Here is a 20,850-nt window from a genome sequence, read left to right on the forward strand (position 1 = left end):
ACGCTTTGCCTCAGCACGGCACCACACAGGTCCATAAAGGTTTACAAGCAAAGGAAAATCCATGAGCAATTTCACCAACAGGGTGGCAGTAGTCACCGGCGGGGCGCAGGGAATCGGCGCGGCCACCGCACTGAGGCTGGCCAGCGGGGGCGCCATCGCCGTCGTCCTGGACCTCAACGAGGAAGGCGCCAAGGACACCGCACGGCGCATCTCGGACCACCCCGACGTTCTCGCAGCAGGCGGCAAGGCCGTTGCCGCCTGCTGCGACGTCACAAACGAGGCAACCGTGCACGGGGTGTTCGACGACATCCACCGGGAGTTCGGCCGGCTCGACATCCTGGTGAACAACGCCGGCATCACCCGGGACAACATGTTCTTCAAGATGGAGCGGCAGGATTGGGAGTCGGTCCTGGCCACCAACCTCACCAGCGCCTACCTTTGCACCCGCGCTGCCCAGCGCTACATGGTTCCGGCCAAGTACGGCAAGATTGTTTCGCTGAGCAGCCGCAGCGCACTGGGCAACCGCGGCCAGGCCAACTACTCGGCAGCGAAGGCCGGCATCCAGGGCCTGACAGCGACGCTCGCCATCGAACTTGGCCCGTTCAACATCACGGTCAACGCCGTGGCACCGGGCTACATTGCCACCTCGATGACGGCCGCAACGGCAGAGCGGGTGGGCGCCAGCCCGGCTGAACACCAGCAGGCCGTGGCGGAGCGCACTCCGCTGGGACGGGTCGGCCAGCCGGAGGAAGTGGCCGCCGCCGTGGCGTTCTTCGCCGGCGACGACTCCTCTTACATCTCCGGCCAAACCCTCTACATCAACGGCGGGGCCCGCTGATGCCCGAGGCATTCCTGGTCGGCGGCGTCCGCACCCCGGTAGGCCGTTACGGCGGCGCGCTCGCCTCAGTGCGGCCCGACGACTTGGCCGCACTGGTGCTGCACACCGCCGTCGCACGGGCCGGCGTCGACCCTGCCATGCTCGACGAAGTCATCCTGGGCTGTGTGAACCAGGCCGGGGAAGATAACCGCAACGTTGCGCGGATGGCCGCGTTGCTGGCCGGGTTCCCCCACGCAGTCCCGGCGGTGACAGTCAACAGGCTGTGCGCCTCGGGCCTGACCGCTGTCAGCATGGCGGCGCAGTCGGTGCGCAACGGTGACGCCGACATTGTGCTGGCTGGCGGCGTGGAATCGATGACCCGCGCCCCCTGGGTAATGGCCAAGCCCGGGAAACCCTATGCCAAACCGGGGGAACTCGCGGACACCTCAATCGGTGCGCGGTTCGTTAACCCGCGGATGGAATCCGGCGCGCTGTTCTCCATGCCGGAGACGGCCGAAGAAGTGGCCGGCCGGGAAAACATTTCCCGCGCCGACGCGGACGGGTTTGCGCTGCGCTCGCATTCCCTGGCTGTGGCGGCGATTGATGCGGGCCGGTTCACTGACGAGATAGTTCCTGTTCCGGTCAAGGGCAGCCGGGGGGAAACCAAGGTGGTGGACACGGATGAGGGACCCAGGCGCGGGTCAACGGCGGAATCCCTCGCCGCCCTCCAGCCGATCGTGACGGCCGGTGGAGTGGTCACGGCCGGCAACTCCAGTTCCCTTAACGACGGCGCCTCCGCTGTGTTGGTCGCCAGCGGCGAGGCGGTGGAGCGGCACGGCCTCACCCCGAGGGCGCGCATCATCACCAGCCAGGCTGCCGGTGTCGCCCCGGAGGTGATGGGCATCGGCCCGGTACCTGCGACCCAAAAGGCGCTGGACAAGGCCGGTTGGAGTCTGGCTGATGTGGGCGCGATCGAACTGAACGAGGCGTTTGCGGCGCAGGCTCTGGCCTGCATGCGGCTGCTCGGCATGGATGCGGGAATCGTCAACAACGACGGCGGCGCGATCGCTTTGGGGCATCCCTTGGGCTCCTCCGGATCAAGGATCCTGATCACGCTGCTGGGCCGAATGGAACGCGAAAACGCCAACCGCGGCCTGGCCACTATGTGCGTAGGGCTGGGCCAGGGCGTCGCCATGCTGCTCGAAAGGGTTTAGATGAGAATCTTCAAAGACGCCGCAGAGCTGGCCGGCATGACCGGGCAGGAAATCGGGGTGAGCGGATGGCATTGCCTGGACCAGGCCCAGATCCAGGCTTTCGCGGACGCCACGTTGGACCAACAGTGGATCCACACGGACCCGGAGCGGGCAGCCGGCGGCCCGTTCGGCGCTACCGTCGCCCATGGCTACCTCAGCTTGTCCATGCTCCCGTACCTGGCGGGCCAGGTGTACCGGGTTGAAGGGGCCTCGATGATCATCAACTACGGCCTGAACAAGGTCAGGTTCCCGGCGCCGGCCAGGGCCAACTCACGCATCCGTGACCGGCTGACGCTGGCCTCGGTGAGTGAGACAGCCAATGGCCGGCAGCTGCAGTTCCATCACGTGATCGAGCTGGAAGGCTCGCAAAAGCCTGCCTGCATCGCAGAGACTGTCTCCCTGCTTCGGAGCTGAACTCTTCTTGACGCTTGCACCACCAACCGAACAACGACGTTACGGCCGGGCCTGCCTGCAGGCTCTACACGAGGGAGAAACTTAATGGTCAACGATAACCCAAACCTGAAATACGCCACCGCTGACCCGGAGGGCGTGGCAGCGGAGCTGGAGGTGACGCCGGCTGAACTGCGTCGCACCTCCATTTCGTCCTTCCTTGGTTCTGCCCTGGAATACATGGACTTCACGCTTTATACCCTGGCGGCGGCGCTGGTCTTCGGGCCGCTCTTCTTCCCCAACACGGATCCGGCAATGGCGCTGCTGGCCAGCTTTGCCGCCTTTGGTTCCGGGTTCCTCGTCCGGCCACTGGGCGGGATCTACTTCGGCTACCTTGGCGACAAATACGGGCGGAAATCAGTCCTGGTCATCACCGTAGGGATGATGGGGATCGCCACCCTGGGAATGGGGCTGTTGCCCACATTTGCCCAGATCGGGGTAGTCGCTCCAATCCTCCTGGTGCTCTTGCGGCTAATCCAGGGTTTCGGCGCGGGCGCCGAACTCTCCGGGGCCTCGCTGCTGCTGGTGGAATCCGCCCCTTCCGGCAAGCGCGGTTTCTATGGGGCCGTGGTGGCACTGGGAACGGCGACCGGTGTGCTCCTGGCGAGCGGACTGTGGCTGCTGCTCTCGCAGATGCCGAAGGAGGAATTCCTCGCGTGGGGCTGGCGCCTTCCCTTCCTGCTGAGTGTCGGTACCACCCTCGTGGCGCTGTACCTTCGGCGCAGCGTGAGCGAATCACCGGTTTTCGAGGTGATCAAGGCGCGGCGTGCGGCGGCGCGGCTGGAGGCCAAGCAACAAAGCGTCTGGCGTGACGTTGCGGATTCCAAGAAGGCCTTCCTCGTCTCACTGGGCATCAAACTCGGCGAAAACGGTTCGGTCTACCTCGTGAAGGGCTTCCTCATCGGCTGGACGGTGTCGGTGGTGAAAATGGATGCAAACCTGGTGACTGCCGGCGTCACGCTTGGCTCCGTTTTGGGCGTGCTCACGGTCCTGCTGACCGGAAAGCTCACTGACCGGTTCGGTCGGCGCAAGGTATGGCTCTGGCTCTCCGGGTTCCAGTTCGCCTTCACGATCCCCGCGATGCTGATGATCGAAACACGCAACCCCGTGCTTGTGGCCCTGGTCTTCGTCATCTTCGTTGGCGGCCCGCTGCCCAACTTGTATGGCGTTGAGTCAACCTGGCTGGTGGAGATGTTCGGTTCCAAACGCCGCTTTTCCTTCATGACCACTGTCAAGGAAATCGGCGCCGTCCTGTCCGGCGGCCTGGGCCCCATCCTCGCCGCCACCGTCGTTGCTGCGGCTGGGCCGGGCTGGATACCGGTTGCCGCAATCCTCATGGCTTATGCCGCGATTGGCATTGCGGCCGGCTTCTTCGCTCCGGAAACGAGGGGCCGGGACCTTAATGCGGAGGCCGACGCCTTCTAGGCCCACGGAGCGGACGACGGCGGGTGGACACCCGGCGTCGTCCGCTCTCGTTTGTGCGGGACGGGGGTTCAATTCCACCGCCTTGTCGGGCGGTCTTCATTGGAACGAATGCAACATGACGGCAGCCATTAGCGGGTCGCGTGTGAATGCCGCTCCCCGGATGTAAGTTTTGCAACACCAGCTTTGAAACTGCTGACGGGCACGTGGTGGTGTCCGGTTACAGGGAACTTACTGGGGGTAGGACATGGAATTCGCGGAGAAACTTTCAGCCTTGGCGGCAAAGGTGCGTCAGCAGCGGGGTGCAATCCAGACAGAAGAGGCAACCAAGAATGCCTTCGTGATGCCGTTCATTTCGACAATTCTCGGCTACGACGTATTCAATCCTCTGGAGGTTGTCCCGGAATTCATCGCCGACGTGGGGCTCAAGAAGGGTGAGAAGATCGACTACGCCATCGTTAAGGACGGCGAAGTGCAGATCCTGATTGAGTGCAAGAAGTCCACGGAGCCCGTGAAGATCGAGCACGCCTCGCAACTGTTCCGCTACTTTGCCGTCACCAATGCACGGATCGCGATCCTTACTAACGGCGAGATTTACCAGTTCTTTACCGACCTCGACGCAGCAAACCGCATGGATGTCAAGCCTTTCCTGGTACTGGATTTGAACGACATCGACCAGTCACTTATCCCTGAACTGCAGAAGCTGTCCAAGGACGTTTTCGACCTGGACTCAATCATCAGCGCCGCCGGCGAACTGAAATACATCGGCGAGCTGAAGCGAACCCTGGCTGCACAGTTCAAGGAGCCTGAAGATGAATGGGTCAAGTTTCTGACAGCCAGGGTTTATTCCGGGCCGTACACACAAAGAGTGCGGGAGCAGTTCACAACGCTGGTCGGAAAGGCCACAAAACAATTCCTCAATGACCAAGTGAACGAGCGGCTGAAGAAAGCTTTGGGCAATCCTGGATTTCCGCAAACCGAGGACACAGCCGCACCCTTGGCGGTCACCAGCGCCCCGGTAGCCGAAGCCGATCTTGCCGAAGCCGATGGCCTGGAGACCACGCTTGAGGAAATCGAGGGCTACCAAATCGTGCGCGCCATTGTCTGCAGCGAGGTCAAACCGGCACGCGTGGCCCAGCGTGATGCCAAGTCCTATTTTGCTGTGCTCCTGGACGACAACAACCGCAAGCCCATTGCACGGCTGCACTTTAACCGAACGCAGAAATACATCGGCATCTTCGATGACAGCAAGGAAGAGACTCGGGTACCTATCAATTCCCTTGAGGAGATCTACGAGCACACGGAAGCACTGCGGGCGACCGTAAAAAGCTACCTCTGATCTTTCGCGGGGGGCCACCCGGCCCCGTACCCACCAGCGCCAAAGCCTTCATCTCCTCGGGACATAAGTGGCCGTTGGATGTATCCGCCGTGCCAGTTCAGTTGAAATTGGCAACTTGGAATTCGACTCCACCTCGCAGCCCGGCTCAAACCTCCGCCACCGGCGCCGCGAATTGGGCCTCGTACAGCCGCGCGTAAGCGCCACCGGCGGCCAGCAGTGAACCGTGCGTCCCCTGCTCCACGATCTGGCCGTTCTCCATCACCAGGATGAGGTCGGCGTCGCGGATCGTGGACAGCCGGTGCGCAATGACGAATGACGTCCGGTCGGACCGCAAAGCACTCATGGCCTTCTGCACCAGCACCTCGGTCCGGGTGTCCACCGAAGACGTCGCCTCGTCAAGGATCAAAACAGAGGGCCGGGCCAGGAACGCCCGGGCAATGGTCAGCAGCTGCTTCTCACCAGCGGACACGTTGGCGCCCTCGTCGTCCAGCACCGTGTCGTACCCCTCGGGCAAGGACTTCACGAACCGGTCCACATAGGTAGCCGTTGCCGCCTCCAGAATCTCGTCCGAAGAAGCAGTAGGCCGCCCGTACGCGATGTTGTCCCGGATGGTCCCGCCGAACAGCCACGTATCCTGCAGCACCATCCCCATCCGTGAGCGCAGGTCGTTCCGGGTCATGGTGGTGATGTCCACGCCATCCAAAGTGATCCGCCCGGCATCCAGCTCATAGAACCGCATCATCAGGTTCACCAGCGTGGTCTTGCCCGCCCCCGTCGGCCCAACAATCGCCACAGTCTGCCCCGGCTCCGCCACCAGCGACAACCCACTAATCAGGGGCTTGTCCGGTGAATAAGAGAACGACACATCCTCAAACACCAGCCGCCCCCGCGCCGCACCGTCCGGGCTCTGCAGGGAGGCCCCCACAGGATCCGCCGACTGCTCCTCCGTGTCCAGCAGCTCGAACACCCGCTCGGCGGACGCCACGCCGGACTGCAGCAGGTTGGCCATGGACCCCAGCTGCGCCAGTGGCTGGGTGAACTGCCGCGAGTACTGGATGAATGCCTGCACGTCGCCCAGCTGCATCGCCCCGGACGCCACCTGCAGGCCGCCCACCACGGCAATCCCCACGTACACCAGGTTCCCGATGAACGTCATCGCGGGCATGATCAGCCCGGAAATAAACTGCGCGCCGAAGCTCGCCTCATACAGCTCAACGTTCTTCTGCCGGAACCGCTCCCCCACCTCGCGCTGCCGGCCGAACACCTTCACCAGCGCATGCCCCGTGTAGGTCTCCTCGATCTGCCCGTTCAGCTCGCCCGTGTTCTTCCACTGCTGCACGAACAGCTTCTGCGAGCGCTTGGCAATCAGCGCAGTGATGCCCAGCGTCAGCGGAATGGTCACCAGCGCTATCAGCGCCAGCGTGGGCGACAGGATGAACATCATCACCAGCACGCCCAGCACCGTCAGCACCGACGTCACCGCCTGGCTGATGGACTGCTGCAGGCTCTGCGAAATGTTGTCCACATCGTTGGTGACTCGGCTGAGCAGCTCGCCGCGCTGGATCGAGTCGAAATACCGCAGCGGCAGCCGATTGATCTTCGCCTCAATCTTCTCGCGCAGCCCGAACACGGTCCGCTGCACCACGCCGTTCAGCACATACGCCGTCCCCCACATGAACGCCGACCCGAGCACATACAGCACCAGCGCCCACGTCAGCACGCTGGCCAACGCGCCGAAATCGATCCCCGTCCCTGGCGTCAGCGTCATGGCGCTGAGCATGTCCGCGTTCTGGTTCTCCCCCGCCGCCCGCAGCTGCGCGATCAGCTGCGCCTGCGTCACGCCCGGCGGCAGCTGCTTGGACACCGCCCCGGCGAAAATCAGGTTGGTGCCCTCGCCCAGCAGCCGCGGCCCGATCACCTGCAGCACCACGCCCGCCACGGCCATGAACAGCACCAGGATCAGCCACGCACGCTCCGGCCGCAGCGTGGCCAGCAGCCGCTTGGCCGAGCCTTTGAAGTTCATCGCCTTCTCGGCCGGGACATTCATCCCGGCAAACGGGCCGCCCCTTCCCGGTCCACCGGCCGGGCGGGGAATGCGTACGACGTCGGCACTTGCAGTTTTGGACGCAGGCCCGGCCTTGGTGCCGGCCTCGCGCGTGGGTTCCGGGCTCATACCGTCTCCTCCGCTGCCAGCTGGGACGAGACAATCTCGCGGTACGTCTCGGACGTCTCCAGCAACTCATGGTGCGTTCCGTGCGCAACGATCCTGCCGTCGTCGAGCACTAAGATCCGGTCCGCATCCACGATGCTGGACACGCGCTGGGCGATGATCACCAGCGTGGCGCCGGCGGTGCTGCGCTTCAGGGCCTGGCGCAGCCTGGCGTCGGTGCCCGTGTCCAGGGACGAGAACGAATCGTCAAAAATGTAGAGCTCGGGCCGCTTCACCAGGGCCCGTGCGATGGCCAGCCGCTGCCGTTGCCCGCCGGAAACGTTGGTGCCGCCCTGCGAGATGGCCGCGTCCAGCCCTTCCTCCATCTGCTCCACGAAGTCGCGGGCCTGGGCGATCTCCAGCGCCGTCCACAACTCGTCCTCGGTGGCGTCCGGGTTGCCGTACAGCAGGTTGCTGCGCACGGTGCCGGAGAACAGGTAGGGCCGCTGCGGCACCAGGCCGATGTGCCCCCACAGCAGGTCCGGGTCCAGCTCGCGGATGTCCACGCCGTCGATCAGCACCGCCCCGGAGGTGACGTCGAAAAGCCGCGGCATCAGGTTCACCAGGGTGGTCTTGCCGGACCCGGTGCTGCCGATGATCGCCGTCGTCTGTCCTGCCTTGGCGGTGAAGCTGATCCCGGAAAGGACCGGCTGGTCGGCACCAGGGTAGGCGAATCCGACGTCGCGCATTTCCAGCTCGCCGCGCCGCTGCCTGCCTGCCATGGCCGCGCTGGTGACCGGCTTCTCGGGCGGCCGCACGCTGGACTCGGTGCCCAGCACCTCGCCGATCCGGTCCGCGGACACCGAGGCGCGCGGGATCATGACCGCCATGAAGGTGGCCATCATGACGGACATCAGGATCTGCATCAGGTAGCTCAGGAACGCGATCAGGGTGCCCACCTGCATGGACCCGTCCTCGATCCGGAACGACCCGAACCAGATCACCGCCACGCTGGAGACGTTCAGGACCAGCATGACCACCGGGAACATGAGGGCCATCAGGCGGCCGGCGCGCAGGGCAACGTCCGTGACGTCGGTGTTGGCGCGGGCGAAGCGGGCCGTTTCCATGTCCTCGCGCACGAATGCCCGCACCACGCGGATGCCGGTGAGCTGCTCGCGCAGGACGCGGTTCACGGTGTCGATCCGGGCCTGCATCTTGCGGAACAGCGGCACCATGCGCGTGACGATCAGGCCGACGGCGATCAGCAGCACCGGGACGCACACGGCAATGAGCCAGGACAACTGGGCGTCCTGCCGGATGGCCATGATCACCCCGCCGATGCTGAGCATGGGCGCGGCGACCATGAGTGTGGCGGACATCAGCACCAGCTGCTGGACCTGCTGGACGTCATTGGTGGACCTGGTGATCAGGCTGGGAGCGCCGAAGCGGGTGACTTCCTGCTCGGAGAACTGGCCCACGCGTTCGAAGATGTCGCCGCGCAGGTCCCGGCCCAGCCCCATGGCGGCCTTGGCGCCGAAGTACACGGCGATGACGGCGCAGACGATCTGGGCCAGCGTGATGAGCAGCATGAAACTGCCCGTGGACATGATGTAACCGGTATCGCCCCTGGCCACACCCTGGTCAATGATGTCCGCGTTCAGCGTGGGCAGGTACAGCGACGCGATGGACTGCGCCAGCTGGAAAACCACGACGGCGGCGAGCAGCGGCCGGTGCGGCCGCAGGTATTCGACGAGCAACTTCCAGAGCAAGGCCGGGCTCCAACCTGACGGAGTGTCCACAAACGTGTGGTGCGAAGGTCAGTGTACGTCCGGAAACTGCGAACGATCACTGCTTCTGGAGGGAAATTGGGACGGTTCACGGAAGGCGTAGTTATGATGCCTGCAGCGCCCGTTTGCAGGCAAGTCTGCCCTTCAGTGACTGCCGGAATGCACATATCGCGCGTTCTCTCCGGCCGGCTCGCCCAGCTAGTTCAGTTCGAGCACGTGCAGGCCCAGCCATAGCACCAGCGTGTCCTCAGGCTGGTCCAGATCCACGCCGAAGAGGTCGCGCAGGCGCTTGAGGCGGTACCGGAGTGTGTTCTGGTGCAGGGACAAGGCTGCCGCCGTCCTTGCGGAATCGCGGGAGCAGTCGAGGTATGTCCGCAGCGTCAGGGCATATCCGGTGCCGAAATCGGCGTCGTACTGTCTGATTTTCCGTGCGGCAGCGGACAGAAGGTGCGGTGCCGCACGGAACGTCGCGGCCAGCTCCAGGAGGGTGAGGCGGCTGCGGACCTCCCCGGCGCTGGCGTACGTTCCCCGCGACCCATCCGAGGAGAGCATGAGCAGGACAAGGTCAGCGTCGTGCCGTGAACGGCTGATGTCTGAGACGGTGTCGACGGCGGGACCTGCCGCGGCCCGCAGCTCAACCCCGAGCGAGGCTCTCGCCCGATCGTTGAGCCGCCGGACAAGGGTTGCGATTGAGCCCAGGGATGACGTGGCTGCCGCCGGGAAGATTGCATAGATGGTGGGGCCGACCTGAACGCACTGGGCACCCTGGCCGTGGGCTTCGCACTGCGTGGTCACCAGGTCCACAACGCGGACCAGTGTGGTCTCGGCTGCCTGGCCAACCTCCGGCTGGAAAGCGACGACGGCGAAGGGGCCGGAGTGCCGCAGCCCCAGCTGTTCTGCCACCAGGATGGCGTCGTCACCTCCTTCGAGCAGCCTGCGGAGGAGTTCCGCCCGCTGCTGGCGTGCTAGATCATGGCTGTTGCGGGCGCGGAGCATGTGGAGCGCTGCGATATCCGCGGCGCGCTCCAAGGCCTGTTCGGCATCTCCGTCCAGATCTCCATGCACATCAACAACCCAGATTGACCCCAACGGCTCCTTACCTGCCCGGACCGCTATCGCCATCCTGTCCATGGCGGGCCGGACGCCTTCGATCCGGACTGCCCCGGAGGAACGGAACACCGACGCGTACTGGCCCGCGTTCTCGGGCAGGTACGGAACCTGCCGGCCAAGGATTCCCCGGCGCCGGTCCTCATCGATGGGCTGGTCCTCAAGCGTGGAGTACGCCAGCACCTGTTCCTGCAGGTTCTCGATGGTGGTTGCCCCGCCCACCATCGCCGCGATGGCATTTGCCAGCGCGAAAAGGTCCCCCACTCCCAGCGGTTGGATGGGGTTGCCGGCATCTGCCGAGGCGTTGAGGGCAGAATCCAGCAGCGCATTCAGGTGGCGCCAGCCCACTTCGTCGTCCACCACCAGGAGGGCAATCCCGGCATGGTCCGCCACCTCTGCAAGGGGTTCGATGTCCTGGCGGAGTTTCTTGAGCACCACGGCCGCAAAGCCGGCCTCCGCCGCATCCCGGATCACGCCGGCAGTGCCCGGGTCCGCGGGGTGCCGCCCGATCCCGAGCAAAATACCTCCCCGCAGCCCTTCAAGCGGGATGAACGGGTCATAGAGCGACGGACTCACCAGAGACAACCTGGGCGGCACCGCCCTTGAAAGCAGGACCAGTCCCGTGTTCTCAAGCAACCGCAGCAGGTCGGCCAGGTGGATGCCGTCGTTGAGGTGAGTGGTCTCGCTCATGACGCCAAAGCCTTCCACCTCTAGTGCTGGAACACAACAAAGTGCGCCAAGCTTCGTTGGAGACACCGAAGCTGTAGCCAGCCGGCACAGCAGATAGTTGACGCATGTCACTTACTCTTGATGCCGGCCCGGGCGCCGTCCAGGCCGCAGAATCAGCAACCGCAGCAGCATCCAGGGCCGGTGTCCTGGTGGTGGATGAACACGACCGCGACCGGCTCCGCGACGTGGAGGCACTGCTCATTGCCATCTGGGGCATGTCCCCGCACGGAGCACCCATCCCCTTCGACCTCTTGCGCAGCATTTCCCACGCCGGCTGCAATGTATCCGCCGCCTACAACCAGTCAGGGCAACTGTGCGGAGCAGCGGTGGGCATCGTCTCCCCCGGCGGGCGGTCCACCTACTCGCTGATTGCCGGCGTGCTTCCCGGCACCGGCGACAAGGGCGTTGGTTTCGCCCTCAAACAACACCAGCGGGCCTGGTCCCTGGCCCGCGGCATCGACACCATGACCTGGACCTTTGACCCGCTGGTCAGCCGGAATGCCCGCTTCAACCTCACCAAGCTTGGAGCGTACGCATCAGAGTATGCCCGCAACTTCTACGGCGAGATGCAGGATGACATCAACGCCAACGACGAAAGCGACCGCCTCGTAGCGGTATGGCCCCTGACCTCGCAACGGACCCTGGACGCGGGGCTCGGGATCCAGGCGGAAATCGAACTCCCGCCTGCCCACCTGGCCGGCGTTCTCGAATACGGTCCCGACTCGCTGCCTGTCCTCCTGGAATCGGGTGGAGCCCTGTGGTGCCGCGCTCCGGGAGACATCGTGGCACTCCGCAGCTCGGACCCCGGCGCCGCTGCCCAGTGGCGCGTACTCCTCCGGGAGATCTTCGAAGCCGCTTTCGCCTCCGGCCGCCAGGCATCCGGCGTCACACGCGGCGGCTGGTACCGGCTGACCGCCCCAGACCAGGCCTAACCCCACCCCCAAAAGGAGTACGTATGCGCATCACACCCCGTGCTGTAACCGCCCGCACAGCCGTCCTGGCCGCCGGCGTCGCCCTGGCCACAGGCCTGGCAGCCTGCTCGGCAGGCACAACACCTGCCGGCAACGCCAACACCTTTTCGGGAGGCGCCGTGGACCCCGCGGCCGCTGCCGCCCTTCCCGATCGCTACAAGAGCGCAGGCGTCATCAACGTCGCCTCCGACATTCCCTATCCACCCATGGAGATGTTCGACGATAACCAGCAGCTCACGGGCCTCGACTACGACCTTGCCCAGGCCCTCGGAGCCAAGCTCGGCGTGCGGCTGGAGCTCCGGACCCAGGCGTTCGACAGCATTATTCCTTCGCTGCAATCGGGCAAGAACGACATCATCATGTCCGGGATGAACGATACGTCCAAGCGCCAGGAGACCCTGGATTTCGTGGACTACTTCCACGCAGGCTTCTCGATCCTGGTGCCCGAAGGCAATCCCGGAAACATCACCGCCGTCCTGGACCTCTGCGACAAGGACGTCGCCGTGCAGAAGGCCACCGTCCAGGCCGAAATCCTCCGGACCTACGAGCAGCAGTGCCTGGACAAGGGATCCCAACCGATCAGGATTTCCGAACTCCCATTGGAGACTGACGTCCAAACTGCCGTCCGTTCAGGAAAAGCCGCCGCCGACGTCGTCGATTCGGCAGCGGCAGCCTACGCCGCCACGACCGCGGGCGGCGGCAGGATCTTCGACCTGGTCAAGGACCCTGCCAACCCGGCCGGATACAACCCGGTCTACACCGGCATCGGCGTGCTCAAGAAGGACGCGGAACTCTCGAAAGCGTTGCTCGCTGCCCTCCAGTCGCTCATCGCCGACGGCACTTACGACCAGATCCTGGCCAAATACAACCTTTCCGACTACACCGTCAAGGAAACAGGACTGAACCTGGGCGGTACCAAGCCATGAACCCCGCGGTCACAACCCCCCGCCGGCAAACTGCTGCCCCCGGAACCGCGCCTGCGACCGGAGGCGGCCAGGACGACGTCGTGGCCGTTCCGCTCCGGCACCCCTGGCGCTGGGTGGGAGCGGCGCTGCTCGCCTTAACCGCTGCCGCGCTGGCGTCGTCGCTGTGGACCAACCCGAACATCGACCACGGCACCATTGGCACCTTTCTGTTCCATCCCCGGATCCTCGGGGGCGTGGGCCTGACGATTGTCCTCACCGTTGTATCCATGGTGGTGTCCACGGTCCTGGGCGTGTTCCTCGCAGTGATGCGCCTGTCCAAAAATCCCGTCATGAACGCCTTCGCCTGGTTCTACGTCTGGGTCTTCCGGGGCACCCCCCTGCTGATCCAAGTGGTCTTTTGGGGTTATCTGGGCCTGCTCTATTCACAAATCTCGCTGGGCATTCCCTTTACGGACTTCACCGTCTTCTCCATGGACACGAACACCCTGGTCCCCGCCTTCACGGCCGGCCTGCTGGCCATGACCCTGAACCAGGCCGCCTATTCCGCGGAAATCATCCGCGGCGGAATGCTCTCTGTCGACGCCGGCCAGCACGAAGCAGCCTCTTCCCTGGGAATGTCCCCGGCCTTCACCCTGTTCCGGGTGGTCCTGCCCCAGGCCATGCGGGTCATCATCCCGCCGATGGGCAATGAGACCATCTCGATGCTCAAAAACACGTCCCTGCTCTCCGTCATCGCCGTGCTCGAGCTCTACACCGTGGCCACCCAGATCTCTTCCCAGAACCTGCGCCAGGTGGAACTCCTCATTGTTGTCAGTTGCTGGTACCTCTTCCTCACCTCCGCATTGTCCGTTCCCCAGTACTACCTGGAACGCCACTACGGCCGCGGCAACGCCCGGCAGCAGGCTCCCACTCCGCTTGCCAGGATCAGGGCCATGCTCGGCAAGCAGCCAACCGGCCCGGCAATGGCCCCGAAAGCACCGAAAGGACACCAGTCATGACCGAGGCACTGGCCTCCCCCAGGCATCCTGACCAACGCCCCGCCGCGCAGCCGCTCCTCGTGGCCAGCAACGTGCGGAAGCACTACGGCGGCGTCGAGGTCCTCAAAGGCATCTCCCTGACCGTCAACAGCGGGGAGGTCATGTGCCTCCTTGGCCCCTCCGGGTCAGGCAAGTCCACCTTCCTCCGGTGCATCAACCACCTGGAAAGGATCGACGGCGGCCGGATCTCCGTTGGCGGTGACCTGATCGGGTACTCGCAGCGCCGGGACAGGATCTTCGAGATGAGCCCCCGCGAGGTTGCCAGGCAGCGCCGCGGCATCGGCATGGTGTTCCAGCGCTTCAACCTCTTCCCCCACATGAGTGCCCTTGAGAACATCTGGGCCGCCCCGGTGGGAGTCAAAAGGGTCCCCAAGACGGAGGCCGTGAGGCGCGGGATGGAACTGCTGGACAGGGTGGGGCTGGCCCACCTGGCCAACGCCTATCCCGCACAGCTTTCGGGCGGGCAGCAGCAGCGCGTCGCCATCGCCCGCGCGCTGGCCATGGATCCCCAGCTGCTCCTGTTCGACGAGCCAACCAGCGCCCTTGACCCCGAGCTGGTGGGAGACGTCCTGGACGTCATGCGCACCCTGGCAGCGGACGGCATGACCATGATCGTTGTCACCCACGAGATCGGCTTCGCGCGCGGGGCCGGCGACAGCGTGGTGTTCATGGACGGCGGCGTGGTGGTGGAGTCCGGTGCCCCCGAAGACGTGCTGGACAACCCGCAAAACCCCCGGACCATCTCCTTCCTCGAAAGCGTGATGTAGTCCCGCTTCGTCCCTCCCCTCCGCACCGTCCTCCCCCTCCTGAATTGTGAGTCTTGCCTTGAAGATCTCCCGCGCCACCATCACCCTTATCGACCTCCCGCTGCTGGAACCGTTCGTGGTTTCCTACGACAGCTACGCCTCGATGCCCAGCGTCATCCTTACCTTGGAGACCGACGACGGCCTGACTGGCTACGGCGAAAGCGTCCCGGACGGGCACATCACCGGAGAGACGCCCACCGGAACGGTTGAAGCACTGCGGACGGAACTGGTTCCCGCAGTGCTGGGACTGGACCCCCGCGACATCACGGCCGTGCACCAGCACCTCAACAAGGCGCTTAAAGGCTGCGGAGCCGCGAAGGCCGCCGTCGACATTGCCTGCTGGGACCTGGCCGGGAAGGCGGCCAACCGCCCCATCTACAGCCTGCTGGGGGGACGCCGCCCGGAACAGCCCACCATCGCCAGGGTCATGAGCATCCTTGCCCCGGAGGTCCTGGCCGAACAGGCGGTCCAGGCGCGAAACCAGGGTTACCGCCACCTCAAGATGAAGCTCGGTGGCGGTGACGGCCTGGATGTTGAACGCGTCCGGGCTGTCCGCACAGCGATCGGCACGGACCTCGCCATCCGGGTGGACGTCAACCAGGGGTGGGCCGATCCCGCCACCGCACGTGAAATGATTCAGGCCCTGGAACCGTACGGAATCGATTGGGTGGAACAACCGCTACCCGCCGACGATATCGACGGTTTCAAGCTGCTGCGCCAGGCCACCGGCGCCCGCCTCATGGCTGACGAATCAGTGGTTGATGCCGCCGACCTGGTCCGGTTTGTCCGCGACCGTTCAGTGGACATGGTCAACCTCAAACTCATGAAGAGCGGTGGGATCACACCCTGCCACCGCCTGGCCACGCAAGCCGAACTCGGCGGCCTCAAGGTCCAGATCGGTTCGATGCTGGAAACCAGCATCGCCTCAGCCGCCGGATTCCACTTGGCCCTTTCCCACCCCAACATTGTGTCCACTGAACTGTCAGGACCAGTGAAGTTCGCCCGGGAGCCCGGCAACCTGGCCTACGTCCTGCCCGAGGTCCAGGTGGGTGAGGGCCCGGGGCTGGGCGTGGACGTGGACCTTGATGTCCTGGCCGACCTGACGGTCAGTGCATGTGGGGTAACTGCGTGATCAGTGACGCTGCGCGGCGCCGTCTTCACGGCATCTGGAACCACCTCCACCAGCACCCGGAGCCGAGCATGGAGGAATTTGCCACCTCCGATTACCTGGCCGGCCTGCTCACGAGGGCAGGCCTGGAACCCCGGAAATTCGGCACGTTCCCCGGGTTCACGGTGGATGTCGGGGAGGGCGTTCCCAGGATAGGGCTCAGGGCGGACATGGATGCGTTGGTGCAGGAGGTGGACGGGCGACCCACCGTGGTCCATTCGTGCGGCCATGACGCGAACATGGCGATCGTGGCTGCCGTCATGCTCGAACTCGCGGAGCAGGCGGGGCCGATGGACGGCGCTGTCCGCGCCATCTTCCAACCGGCGGAGGAGGCTGGCAACGGTGCGGAACGTGTGGCGGCACTTGGTGTCACGGACGGGCTCGAGTACCTCTTCGGTGTGCACCTGCGTCCGCAGCAGGAGCTCCCGGCACCCTGTCTGGCACCTGCCATCTCGCATGGCGCCTGCCTTTTTGCCACCGGCACCATCACTGGTGAAGACCACCATGGCGCGCGGCCCCACCTGGGGGCGAACGCCGTCGAACTTGCGTTTGAAGTCTCGGCAGGGCTGCGGCGCCTAAAAATCGATCCGCAAGTGCCGAGTTCCGCCAAAATGACAATGCTGCAGGCCGGCGGAAGCAACCTCAACGTCATCCCCGGCAGCGGGCACTTCGGAGTGGACATGAGGGCCCAAACGAACGAGGCCATGGACACGTTGCGGACCGGGCTGGCGGAGGTGTGCCGCTCGGTGGCCGCTGCCGCCGGGGCCGACATCCGCCTCGACTTCCGCGACGAAGTGCCTGCTGCAGTGATAGGTCCGGAAGCCGAGGCTGCCCTGGCTTCGTCGATCACGGCAACACTCGGCAGCGGGTTCCTGCGTCCCAGGATCGTGATCTCCGGGTCCGACGACTTCCACTTCTACACCCGGCGGAACCCTGCACTTCAGGCCGCCATGCTGGCCGTCGGCGCGAACGTCCAACCCGGACTGCACCACCCGGGCATGACCTTCGACGGCGATGCGATGGAACGTGCCGTTGCTGTCCTTTTGGCGTCCTGCCGTCAGATGGCCGGATACGGGTCAGCCCGCGCGTCGAACCGCCGCCTGTAGTCCGTGGGGGTGGTGGAAAAGGCGGCTGCGAAGTTCTGGCGCAGGGTGACGGCGTTGCCGAATCCGCAGTCGGTGGAGATCTGTTCGATCGACAGGTCCGTGGTTTCGAGCAGCCGCCGGGCGGCGTCGAGCCGGCGGGCGCGGATCCACGCGGCAGGTGTGGTCCCGGTTGCGGCCCGGAAGGCGCGGACAAATGTGCGGCGGCTCAGGTGCGCCTGGGCCGCCAGCCTGTCGATGGTTAGCGGCTCCCCCAGGCGGGCCAGCACCCATTCAAGCAGGCGCGAAATCGGGTCGTCACTTGAGCCCGCCGGCACCGGATGCTCGATGTACTGCGCCTGTCCGCCCTCCCGGTGCGGCGCGATGACCAGGCTGCGGGCCACCTGGTTGGCTGCCTCCGCCCCCAGGCGGGCCCGCACGACATGCAGGCAGGCATCCAGCGCGGAGGCAGTGCCGGCGGAGGTGAGCACATCACCGTGGTCGATGTAGAGGACAGACTGGTCCAGCGGGACATCCGGGTGCCGCGCAGCAAGGGAGTCGAATGCCTGCCAGTGCGTGACGGCCGGACGCCCGGCGAGCAGTCCGGCGTCGGATACGGGGATCGCGCCAAGGCACAACCCCAGAATGGGCGCCCCGCGCCCGTGTGCCTCCTGGAGCACCTGCCGCAGCGAATTGCCCAGCATGCGCCCGTCGTCGAACCATGAAGGCACCACCACGATGTCCGCTTCCTTTGCGGCCGCCGGTCCTTCCATCTCCCCCAGCCGGTATCCCTCAGCGGTGGTGATCCCGCCTTCCTGGTCGGAAAAAAGAACCGTCGTCCAGCCGGCAAGGCCCTGCCGCGCCACCTCATCGAAAACCATCTGCGGAACAGAGAGGTGGAACATCGTCACCCCGTCGAAGGCATACACGGCGATCCTCATGGCGCCCCTTCCCGTACTTTTGGCCCGAATCCATCGTACGTTCGCCTTCGTGCCACTGTTGACCTACATCCGGAACGGGAAGACTGGAACGGCCGCCAACCGGCAACCGAATCAAACGCCAGGGAGAACCAAGACCAATGAGCAACCCCCGCCGCGCCCTCATCCTCATCGATGTGCAGCAGCAGTACTTCAGCGGCCCCCTCGAAATCCAGTACCCGCCGCACCAGGAGTCCCTGCCCACCATCGCCAAAGCGGTGGACGCCGCCACGGCCGCCGGCATTCCCATCGCCGTGATCCAGCACTCCGCCGGCGAAGGCGCGCCTGTGTTTGCTCCCGGCACACCTGCCTTCGAGCTGCACCCCGAGATCGAACGCCGCAAGACCGGCGAATGGAAGTCGTTGGTCAAGCAGTACGGCTCGGTTTACACAGGTACGGACCTCGCCGAATGGCTGCGGAAGCACGACGTCGACACGGTCACCTTGGTGGGCTACATGACCAACAACTGCGTGCTCGCCTCCGCCGTGGAGGCAGAGTTCCTCGGCTTCAGCACCGAAGTCCTCTCCGATGCCACGGGTGCCATCAACCTCGCCAATGACGCAGGTTCCGCCGACGCAAAAACAGTGCACACCACGCTGCTGGCGCTGCTGAACTCGAACTGGGCAGCAGTGGCCGACACCGGCACCTGGGCCAACGCCCTGAGTGCGCAGCAGCCACTCACCGGCAGTGACCTCGGCAGCTCCGCCGTGGCCGGACTGGAACTGGTTCCGCAAACCTAGCCAGCGTCCCCGGCTTCCCGCCTGTCCTTCCCGGCGGGAAGCCCGGGAACACCGGCAGCAATCGCGGCGTTGCATCCACGGGAACCAGCCCAAACGAATGTCAAGGACTTTTTAGATGAAGTGGATTTTTCTCGCCGGCGCCATCCTGAGTGAGGTGACAGCCTCCCTCTCATTGAAAGCGGCCCTGGATAATCCTGCCCTCTTCATCGTGGTGGTTCTCGGCTATTCCGCCTCCTTCGCATTTCTCGCCGGAGTCCTCCGCAAAGGCCTGGGCCTCGGTGTTGCCTACGGCATCTGGGCTGCCCTGGGCGTGACACTCACCGTGCTGCTGGCGGCCCTCATCTTCGGCGAAGCGCTGACCCCGGTGATGATGATCGGCGTCGCCATGGTGATCGGCGGGGTGCTCTGCGTTGAACTCGGATCGCACAAGGAGCCGGCGGAGGAACCTGCCAAAGAAATGGTCAACTCATGATGTGGCTGCTGCTGGCAGCGGCAATCCTCACTGAAGTCAGCGCCACCCTCCTCCTGCGGGTCGCTTCCACCGGTAAGCGGCGCTGTTACGTACCGGTCGGCGTCGGCTATGTCCTGGCGTTCACGCTCCTCACGCTGACCCTGGACCAGGGCATGAGCCTCGGCGTTGCCTACGGCATCTGGGCCGCAGCCGGCGTCGCACTCACTGCCCTGGCCAGCCGGGTCTTCTTCAAGGAGGCCATCACCCCCGTCATGATGCTCGGCCTCGGACTCATCATCGGCGGCGTCCTGCTTATCGAACTTGGCGCAGTGCACTAAGCGTGATGTGCTGCATAACGGCGAGCACCACCCTCAGGGAATCAGGTTTTCCGCCCGGTAGCGGTCAAAGAGTGCGGTGAACGAGTCCAGCGTCCGCCGGTACCCCGTGAACCCGGCATCACGGCTCTTGCCCATGTCCGTCACCACCTCGATATTGCGCCCCAGGTCACCGTCCGTGTGCCACCAGGACGCCACCCGGTCCAGCGCCGGTTCGCTGAGGTTGTGCTTAGCGGCAAGCTGCCGCCACTGGTCTTCGCGGCCCGCCATGGACTGCTCAAGGGGACGGGGCTGACCCTGGTATCCCTCCCACTCAACGCCGAAGTAGGCTGCGAGTTTCGGCCACATCCAACGCCAGCGGAATACATCGCCGTTGACGAGGTTGAACGCCTCATTAGCGGCTGCGGGAGTGGTGGAGGCCCAGAGCATGTGCTCGGCCAGCAGGCCTGCATCCGTCATGTCGGTCAGGCCGTTCCATTGTGTCTCGGATCCCGGGAAGACGAACGGCTCGCCGCTTTCCCGGCACAGGGTGGCCTGCGCGGCGAGCGTGAGGCCCATGTTCATGGCATTGCCCACCGCGTGCCCGATCACGGTATGTGCACGGTGCACGGACCAGGTGAAGGCCTTCTGAGCCGCCGCCGCCCAAAGTTCGTCCTCCTGGGCATAGTAGAAGTTGGGCACCTGAAGCCGCGGTTCCTCCTCGTGGAAGGGCGTGTCCGGCATTTCTCCGGCCGCGTACGCCTCGAATGGTCCGAGATAGTGCTTGAGGCCGGTCATCAGGGCAACGTGGGCCACCTCTTTTCCCCGCAGTGCTGCGAGGAGGTCACGGACCATGCCGGCATTGACGGCGATGTTCTCTTCCTCCGTGGTCCGCCGGGACCAAGCGGTGAAGTAGACATGTGAGGGGTTCTCCGGACCAAGTACGGCGGCCAGGGAGGCAGCCGAGGTCAGGTCTGCGGAGAGCCACCTGACGCCGGCGCGCTCGGCTCCGGGCCTGCGCGACAAGGCAAGGACCGCCCAGCCTTGTCCAACCAAGGTATCCACCAGGGCAGACCCCGCGATTCCAGTGGCTCCGACCACGAGGGCCGTCCGTCCGTTGCCTGCTGTTCCTGCGCCAATGGTCATAGTGCTCCTTCTCGTGGGTGCTGCGTGGGCCGGGACGTATATTCCGACGACGGCCCCCTAGCGACAAGCCGCAGCCTTAGGCAGATATTCCGCACCTATGCGGTGGCCGCTCCGGAAACACCAGGCCTGGCGTGGACGGGCGGGTTGCCGCGCCCATGCCGGGTGTTCTTCAACGGCCT

At 64.9% G+C, this 20,850-nt stretch carries 19 protein-coding genes; 14 read left to right on the forward strand and 5 right to left on the reverse strand.

What is annotated here, in order from left to right:
- Nucleotides 1–61 precede the first annotated feature (61 nt).
- The 5 genes from fabG to FBY33_RS02560 all read left to right on the forward strand — a co-directional run bounded on the left by fabG (nt 62) and on the right by FBY33_RS02560 (nt 5,281).
- On the forward strand, nt 62–838 hold the full coding sequence (fabG, locus tag FBY33_RS02540; protein WP_142029160.1) for a 3-oxoacyl-ACP reductase FabG: 777 nt from the start codon (nt 62–64) through the stop codon (nt 836–838).
- Nucleotides 838–2,031, forward strand: a complete 1,194-nt coding sequence (locus tag FBY33_RS02545) for a thiolase family protein (protein WP_142029161.1) — start codon at nt 838–840, stop codon at nt 2,029–2,031. The genes fabG and FBY33_RS02545 overlap by 1 nt, the downstream gene beginning before the upstream one ends.
- On the forward strand, nt 2,032–2,484 hold the full coding sequence (locus FBY33_RS02550) for a MaoC family dehydratase (RefSeq protein ID WP_142029162.1): 453 nt from the start codon (nt 2,032–2,034) through the stop codon (nt 2,482–2,484).
- An 84-nt stretch (nt 2,485–2,568) separates the two neighbouring features.
- Complete coding sequence (locus FBY33_RS02555) at nt 2,569–3,945, forward strand: MFS transporter (protein ID WP_142029163.1); 1,377 nt, start codon at nt 2,569–2,571, stop codon at nt 3,943–3,945.
- Nucleotides 3,946–4,189: 244 nt separating this feature from the next.
- Nucleotides 4,190–5,281, forward strand: coding sequence for a type I restriction endonuclease (locus FBY33_RS02560; protein ID WP_142029164.1), 1,092 nt, complete (start codon nt 4,190–4,192; stop codon nt 5,279–5,281).
- A 145-nt stretch (nt 5,282–5,426) separates the two neighbouring features.
- Here FBY33_RS02560 and FBY33_RS02565 read toward each other — a convergent pair whose 3' ends face one another.
- The 3 genes from FBY33_RS02565 to FBY33_RS02575 form a co-directional block, all read right to left on the reverse strand.
- Nucleotides 5,427–7,454 (reverse strand): ABC transporter ATP-binding protein, encoded by a 2,028-nt coding sequence (locus FBY33_RS02565; protein ID WP_142029165.1) that lies wholly within the window; start codon nt 7,452–7,454, stop codon nt 5,427–5,429.
- Complete coding sequence (locus tag FBY33_RS02570; RefSeq protein WP_142029166.1) at nt 7,451–9,199, reverse strand: ABC transporter ATP-binding protein; 1,749 nt, start codon at nt 9,197–9,199, stop codon at nt 7,451–7,453. The genes FBY33_RS02565 and FBY33_RS02570 overlap by 4 nt, the downstream gene beginning before the upstream one ends.
- Nucleotides 9,200–9,415: 216 nt before the next feature.
- Complete coding sequence (locus FBY33_RS02575; protein ID WP_142029167.1) at nt 9,416–11,014, reverse strand: PucR family transcriptional regulator; 1,599 nt, start codon at nt 11,012–11,014, stop codon at nt 9,416–9,418.
- Nucleotides 11,015–11,118: 104 nt separating this feature from the next.
- On the opposite strand from FBY33_RS02575, the gene FBY33_RS02580 reads away from it, so the two are divergent.
- From FBY33_RS02580 to FBY33_RS02605, 6 genes are all read left to right on the forward strand, one after another.
- Entirely contained in the window at nt 11,119–11,985 is an 867-nt protein-coding gene (locus FBY33_RS02580) for a hypothetical protein (RefSeq protein ID WP_142029168.1), read from the forward strand.
- A 23-nt stretch (nt 11,986–12,008) separates the two neighbouring features.
- On the forward strand, nt 12,009–12,950 hold the full coding sequence (locus FBY33_RS02585) for an ABC transporter substrate-binding protein (RefSeq protein WP_142029169.1): 942 nt from the start codon (nt 12,009–12,011) through the stop codon (nt 12,948–12,950).
- A gap of 80 nt (nt 12,951–13,030) precedes the next feature.
- Nucleotides 13,031–13,948 carry an amino acid ABC transporter permease gene (locus tag FBY33_RS02590; protein ID WP_235010384.1) on the forward strand — a complete coding sequence of 306 codons (918 nt, stop codon included), beginning with the start codon at nt 13,031–13,033 and terminating at the stop codon, nt 13,946–13,948.
- Nucleotides 13,945–14,754, forward strand: coding sequence for an amino acid ABC transporter ATP-binding protein (locus FBY33_RS02595; RefSeq protein WP_142029171.1), 810 nt, complete (start codon nt 13,945–13,947; stop codon nt 14,752–14,754). Before FBY33_RS02590 ends, FBY33_RS02595 begins: the two co-directional genes overlap by 4 nt.
- A gap of 58 nt (nt 14,755–14,812) precedes the next feature.
- The gene (locus FBY33_RS02600; RefSeq protein ID WP_142029172.1) at nt 14,813–15,925 is read left to right on the forward strand and encodes a mandelate racemase/muconate lactonizing enzyme family protein; all 1,113 of its coding nucleotides are present in this window, start codon (nt 14,813–14,815) and stop codon (nt 15,923–15,925) included.
- Entirely contained in the window at nt 15,922–17,067 is a 1,146-nt protein-coding gene (locus FBY33_RS02605; protein ID WP_160141936.1) for an amidohydrolase, read from the forward strand. Before FBY33_RS02600 ends, FBY33_RS02605 begins: the two co-directional genes overlap by 4 nt.
- On the opposite strand, the gene FBY33_RS02610 is transcribed toward FBY33_RS02605, so the two are convergent.
- Nucleotides 17,019–17,984 (reverse strand): GlxA family transcriptional regulator, encoded by a 966-nt coding sequence (locus tag FBY33_RS02610; protein WP_142029174.1) that lies wholly within the window; start codon nt 17,982–17,984, stop codon nt 17,019–17,021. The two genes, FBY33_RS02605 and FBY33_RS02610, sit on opposite strands and share 49 nt — an antisense overlap.
- 137 nt (nt 17,985–18,121) lie before the next feature.
- On the opposite strand from FBY33_RS02610, the gene FBY33_RS02615 reads away from it, so the two are divergent.
- From FBY33_RS02615 to FBY33_RS02625, 3 genes are all read left to right on the forward strand, one after another.
- The gene (locus FBY33_RS02615; protein ID WP_142029175.1) at nt 18,122–18,760 is read left to right on the forward strand and encodes an isochorismatase family protein; all 639 of its coding nucleotides are present in this window, start codon (nt 18,122–18,124) and stop codon (nt 18,758–18,760) included.
- A gap of 115 nt (nt 18,761–18,875) precedes the next feature.
- Complete coding sequence (locus tag FBY33_RS02620) at nt 18,876–19,232, forward strand: DMT family transporter (RefSeq protein ID WP_142029176.1); 357 nt, start codon at nt 18,876–18,878, stop codon at nt 19,230–19,232.
- Entirely contained in the window at nt 19,229–19,549 is a 321-nt protein-coding gene (locus FBY33_RS02625; RefSeq protein ID WP_142029177.1) for a DMT family transporter, read from the forward strand. The genes FBY33_RS02620 and FBY33_RS02625 overlap by 4 nt, the downstream gene beginning before the upstream one ends.
- A gap of 33 nt (nt 19,550–19,582) precedes the next feature.
- On the opposite strand, the gene FBY33_RS02630 is transcribed toward FBY33_RS02625, so the two are convergent.
- The gene (locus FBY33_RS02630) at nt 19,583–20,671 is read right to left on the reverse strand and encodes an SDR family oxidoreductase (RefSeq protein WP_142029178.1); all 1,089 of its coding nucleotides are present in this window, start codon (nt 20,669–20,671) and stop codon (nt 19,583–19,585) included.
- Nucleotides 20,672–20,850: the final 179 nt, after the last annotated feature.

The sequence above is a fragment of the Arthrobacter sp. SLBN-112 genome (assembly GCF_006715225.1).
In the GTDB taxonomy this organism is placed as follows: domain Bacteria; phylum Actinomycetota; class Actinomycetes; order Actinomycetales; family Micrococcaceae; genus Arthrobacter.